The organism is Streptomyces boncukensis (genome assembly GCF_011045075.1).
Lineage (GTDB): Bacteria > Actinomycetota > Actinomycetes > Streptomycetales > Streptomycetaceae > Streptomyces > Streptomyces boncukensis.
In genome coordinates this window covers 1-5,703 of sequence record NZ_JAAKZZ010000473.1, presented here as the reverse complement: position 1 = coordinate 5,703, position 5,703 = coordinate 1, and the positions used below count along the sequence as shown (strand labels likewise).

General features: G+C 71.5%; 2 protein-coding genes. Both read left to right on the top strand.

Annotated features, from left to right (window positions below):
• On the top strand, nucleotides 1–1,846 hold a 1,846-nt coding region (locus tag G5C65_RS29935; protein WP_165302183.1), incomplete at its 5' end, for a beta-ketoacyl reductase.
• Nucleotides 1,836–5,703 (top strand): type I polyketide synthase (locus G5C65_RS29930; protein WP_165302182.1); only part of this gene is annotated, 3,868 nt, incomplete at its 3' end. The genes G5C65_RS29935 and G5C65_RS29930, both read left to right, overlap by 11 nt.

Below are 5,703 nucleotides of genomic sequence, written 5' to 3'. Positions count from 1 at the left end.
TGGTGAGGTGTTGGGGGCGCTGTCCGCGGCGGGTGCGACGGTGGTGAGCGTGCCGGTCGGGGAGGTTGCGCAGCTGTCCGGCGTATCCGGGCCTGACGTGTCCGGGGTGGTGCTGCTCGCGTCCGGGTGGGCGGACACGCTGGCTGTGGTGCAGGGGTTGGGTGACGCCGGGGTCGATGCGCCGTTGTGGGTGTTGACGCGGGGTGCGGTGTCGGTGGGCCGTTCGGATCGGCTGGAGGATCCGGACCTGGCGGCGGTGTGGGGTCTGGGCCGGGTCGCGGCCCTGGAGCTCCCGCAGCGCTGGGGCGGCCTGATCGACCTCCCGGCCGAACTGGATACGCGAGCAACTGAGTGTCTCGTCGGCATCCTGGCCGGTGGTGGCGAGGACCAGGTCGCAGTACGCACGTCTGGGGTCTACGGCCGCCGCCTGGCCCGCGCGCTGCCCGCAGCCGTGACCGGCACCGGCTGGGAGCCCTCGGGCACCGTCCTGGTCACCGGCGGCACCGGAGCCCTGGGCACACAGGTCGCCCGGTGGCTGGCCGGGCGGGGTGTGCCGCATCTCGTACTGACCAGCCGGAGCGGGGTGGCCCCCGACGGCCTGGTCGAGGAGCTGGCCGAACTCGGCGCACAGGTGACGGTGGCCGCCTGCGATGTCACGGACCGGAGCGCGCTTGCCGACGTCATCGCCGGAGTGCCCACCGAATGGCCGCTCACCGGCGTCGTGCACGCGGCCGGGATCACGGACACGGAGGGGCTGGAACAGACCACGGCCGCGGCGTTCGCGGAGGTGCTGCGCGCCAAGGTCGATGGAACCAGGCACCTGGACGAGTTGACGCGGGATCTGCCGCTTGATCTGTTCGTGGTGTTCTCGTCGATCGCTGCGACCTGGGGCAGTGGCGGCCAGGCGGCGTATGCGGCCGGGAACGCGTTCTTGGACGCGTGGGTCCAGTACCGCCGCGACCGCGGGCTGCCGGGCACATCAGTGGCCTGGGGCCCGTGGGCCGGCTCGGGCATGGTGGCAGGCGGTGATGCAGAGCAGGTTCTGCGCAGGCGCGGACTGTCGCCGATGGACCCGGAGCTGGCCATGCGGGCCCTGGCCCAGGCGATCGATCAGAACGACAGCGGTCTGACCGTGGCCGACGTCGATTGGCCCCGCTTTGCTGAGGCATTCACAGTGATACGGCCCAGTCGGCTGCTCGACGGTTTCGCTGAGGCGGCCGATGCCGCGACCCCCGACTCGGCGGCCGCGGACGCCGAGTCGGAGGCGAGTACCGGTGCCGAGCTGCGGCAGCAGCTGGCGGACGCTCCGGCCGCGCAGCGTCAACGGATCCTGCTGGACATGGTCCGGGCTGCGGTCGCGACTGTGCTGCGTCACCGCGATCCGTCCGCGATCGGAGCCGAAACGGCGTTCAAGGACCTCGGCTTCGACTCCCTGATGGCCGTCGAGTTCCGAGATCACCTCAACCGGCAGACGGGCTTGAAGTTCCCCGTGAGCCTCGTCTTCAACTTCCGCTCGCCGCAGACGGTGGCCGAACTGCTCCTCGCCGAACTCCTGCCGGAACGGGCCGCACAAGACGACTCCGACCCCCGCGACGCCGAGATCCGCAGCGCCCTCGCCGCGATCCCGATCGCGCGGCTGCGCGAGGCCGGACTCATGGACACCTTGCTGAAACTGGCAGATCCCACCGGCACCACCGAGTCGGCCCCGGCCCCGGCCTCGGCTTCGGCTTCGGCTTCGGCCGAGAGCCCCGACTCGCTGGACGACCTGGACACCGAATCCCTCATCGAAATCGCGCTCGACGCCGCACGGCACGACGCCAGCCCTGGAGAAACTGATGACCGCTGACTCGGCCAACCGAATCGTCGAAGCGCTGCGGACCTCCCTGAAGGAGGTTGAGCGGCTCCGCACCCAGAACCAGGAGATCCTGGCGGCGAACAGCGAGCCCCTCGCCGTCGTCGCCATGAGCTGCCGCCTCCCCGGAGACGTCGCGAGCCCCGAAGACTTCTGGCAGCTGCTGAGCACAGGTACGGACGCCATCACGGACTTCCCCGGCAACCGCGGCTGGGAGCAGCCTGGGCGGGACCGGGGCCGCGAGACCTACGCCGCCAGGGGCGGCTTCGTCCACGACGCCGACCGGTTCGACGCTGACCTGTTCGGGATCAGCCCGCGTGAGGCGCTGGCGATGGATCCGCAGCAGCGGCTGCTGCTGGAAGCGGCATGGGAGACGTTCGAAGCGGCGGGTATCGACCCGCGCTCGCTCGTCGGCACGCCCACAGGGGTCTTCATCGGGGCGTCGCCCTCCGGCTACGGTCTGATCGACCAGGAATCCGAGGACGCCGAGTCGTTCGCCCTGACCGGCGGTGCCAGCAGCATCCTGTCCGGCCGCGTGTCCTACGTCTTCGGCCTTGAAGGTCCCGCGGTGACGGTGGACACGGCGTGTTCCTCCTCCCTGGTCGCCCTGCACCTGGCTGCACAGGCCCTCCGCCAAGGGGAGTGCCGCATGGCGCTGGTCGGCGGAGTGACCGTGATGGCGACGCCAAGTCTGTTCAGCGCATTCGCGAAGCAGGGCGGCCTCGCTCCGGACGGCCGGTGCAGGTCGTTCGCCGCGGCGGCGGACGGGACCGGGTGGTCCGAAGGCGTCGGCATGCTCCTGGTGGAGCGGCTGTCGGACGCGCAGCGCCATGGCCACCGAGTGCTGGCGGTGGTGCGTGGGAGCGCGGTGAACCAGGATGGCGCGTCCAACGGCCTGACCGCGCCGAACGGTCCGTCGCAGCAGCGCGTCATCCGGCAGGCCCTGGCGAACGCCCGCCTCACCCCGGCTGATGTGGACGTCGTCGAGGCACACGGCACCGGCACGCGGCTCGGCGACCCGATCGAGGCGGAGGCTCTCCAGCTCACATACGGCCGGGACCGCGGCAAGGGCGGCGAGCCGCTGTGGCTGGGCTCGGTCAAGTCCAACATCGGACACCCCCAGGCGGCTGCGGGTGTCGCCGGTGTGATCAAGATGGTCATGGCGCTGCGGCACGGGACGCTCCCGGAGACGCTGCACGCGGATGAGCCGACGCCGCAGGTGGACTGGTCCGCCGGTGCGGTGGAACTGCTCACCGGGCCTCGGCCGTGGCCCGAGGTGGATCGCCCGCGTCGGGCGGCGGTGTCGTCGTTCGGGATCAGCGGCACCAATGCGCATGTGGTCCTGGAGCAGGCGCCCGAGCATGTCGAACGGGATTCGGACACCGAGCCGCCGGCGCTGCGACCCGACCCGGTGCCGTGGGTGGTGTCGGCGAAGTCCGAGACCGCTCTGCGGGCACAGATCGAGCGGTTGCGGTCGTTTGTGACCGAGCAACCGGAAGTGGACGCGATGGACGTGGCGTGGTCGCTGGCGACCACGCGGGCCGAGCTGGAGCACCGTGCGGTGCTGGCCGGGGATGTGGCGCTCGCCTCCGACGTCGCCACCGACGGCCGGTTGGCGTTCCTGTTCACGGGCCAGGGCGCGCAGCGTGCGGGCATGGGGCTGGGGCTGTACGAGGCGTTCCCGGTCTTCGCCGAAGCCTTCGATGCGGTGTGCGCCCGACTGGATGTGCGGCTGGAGCGTCCGCTGCGTGAGGTGCTGGCCGACGGCGCTGGTCTGGAGGGCACGCTGTGGGCGCAGGCGGGGCTGTTCGCGCTCGAAGTCGCCCTGTACCGGCTGGTGGAGTCCTGGGGTGTGGTCCCGGATGTGCTGCTGGGTCATTCGTTGGGTGAGATCGTCGCCGCGCACGTCTCCGGGATCCTGTCGCTGGATGACGCGTGCACGCTGGTCGCGGAGCGTGGCCGTCTGATGCAGGGGCTTCCGGCTGGCGGTGCCATGCTCGCCGTACAGGCGGCTGAGGTCGATGTCGCTGATTCCGGGCTCGATGTGGCGGCGGTGAACGGCCCTGAGTCGGTCGTGCTGTCCGGTGCCATCGAGTCGATTGAGCGGTATGCGGCCGAGTGCGCGGCGCGGGGCCGGCGGGTCAGTGTGCTGGCGGTGTCGCACGCGTTCCACTCGGTGCTGATGGAGCCGATGCTGGAGGAGTTCGCGACCGTCGTGGACGGGTTGACGTACAGTCCGGCACACATACCGATCGTGTCGAATCTGACGGGTGCGGTGGCCGAGCCGGGGCTGATGCAGGAGCCCGGGTACTGGGTGCGTCAGGTGCGGCAGGCGGTCCGCTTCGCTGACGGTGTGGGCGCTGCCACAGGGCTGGGTGTGACCCGGTTTGTCGAGCTGGGTCCGGACGGTGTGCTGTCCGGCATGGCCCAGGAGAGTGCCGGCGATGCGGTGTTCGCGCCGGTGTTGCGTAAGGACCGGGACGAGGTGGAGTCCGCCCTCGGCGCGATGAGCCGTGTGTGGACGTGCGGTGTCGGCGTCGACTGGTCGGCCGTTTTCGCCGGTTGGGGCGGGCAGGTGATCCCGCTGCCGACGTATGCGTTCCAGCGTGAGCGGTTCTGGCCGGAGCGGTCGCATTCGGTGAGGTCGGCCGTGAGTGACGGCCTGGATTCCGCCTTCTGGGATGCGGTCGAGCGTGAGGATCTGGAGGAGCTGGCCGGTCTGGAATCTGCACTGCCCGCACTCAATGCGTGGCGCAGGCGTCACCGGGAGCGCTCCACGCTGGATTCCTGGCGTTACCAGGTCACCTGGAAGCCGCTGACCGATCTGCCTCCGGCTCCCTTGTCCGGTACCTGGGCGGTCATCGGCTCCGAGGGTGCGGATGTGTTCGGGGCGCTGTCCGCGGCCGGTGCGAGGGTGGTGAATGTTCCGGCCGAGGAGGTCGCGCAGCTGCCCGATGTGGCCGGGGTGGTGCTGCTCGCATCCGGCTGGGCGGACACGCTGTCTGCGGTGCAGGCGCTGGGTGAGGTCCCGGCGCCGTTGTGGGTGCTCACGCGGGGCGCGGTGGCGGTGGGCCGTTCGGACCGGCTGGAGAGCCCGGACCTGGCGGCGGTGTGGGGTCTGGGCCGGGTCGCGGCGCTGGAGGTCCCGCAGCGCTGGGGCGGCCTCATCGACCTCCCGGCCGACCTGGACACCCGGGCCGGAGCCCGGCTTGCGGGTGTGCTGGCCGACGGCGGCGAGGACCAGGTCGCGGTGCGCGGAGCCGGGGTCTACGGGCGCCGCCTGGCACGGGCGCTGCCCGCAGCCGTCACCGGTACGGGCTGGCGGCCCTCGGGCACCGTCCTGATCACCGGCGGCACCGGTGCCCTGGGGACGCAGGTGGCGCGGTGGCTGGCGGGGCGTGGTGCGCCGCACCTGGTCCTGACCAGCCGCAGCGGGGTGGCGCCGGACGGACTGGTCGAGGAGCTGACCGATCTCGGCGCGCGGGTGACGGTGGCCGCGTGTGACGTCACCGACCGGGACGCGCTGGCCGGGGTGATCGACGGTGTTCCGGAGCAGTGGCCGCTGACCGGCATCGTCCACACCGCCGGGATCGTGGACACGGAAGGGCTGGAGCAGACCGGTCCGGAGGCGGTTGCCCGGGTGGTCGGTCCCAAGATCGAGGGGACGGTGCTGCTGGACGAGCTCACCCGGGACCTGCCACTGGATCTGTTCGTGGTGTTCTCATCGATCGCCGCGACCTGGGGCAGCGGCGGTCAGGGCGCGTATGCGGCCGGGAACGCGTTCCTGGACGCGTGGGTGCAGCACCGCCGTGATCGCGGGCTTCCGGGCACGTCGGTGGCCTGGGGTCCGT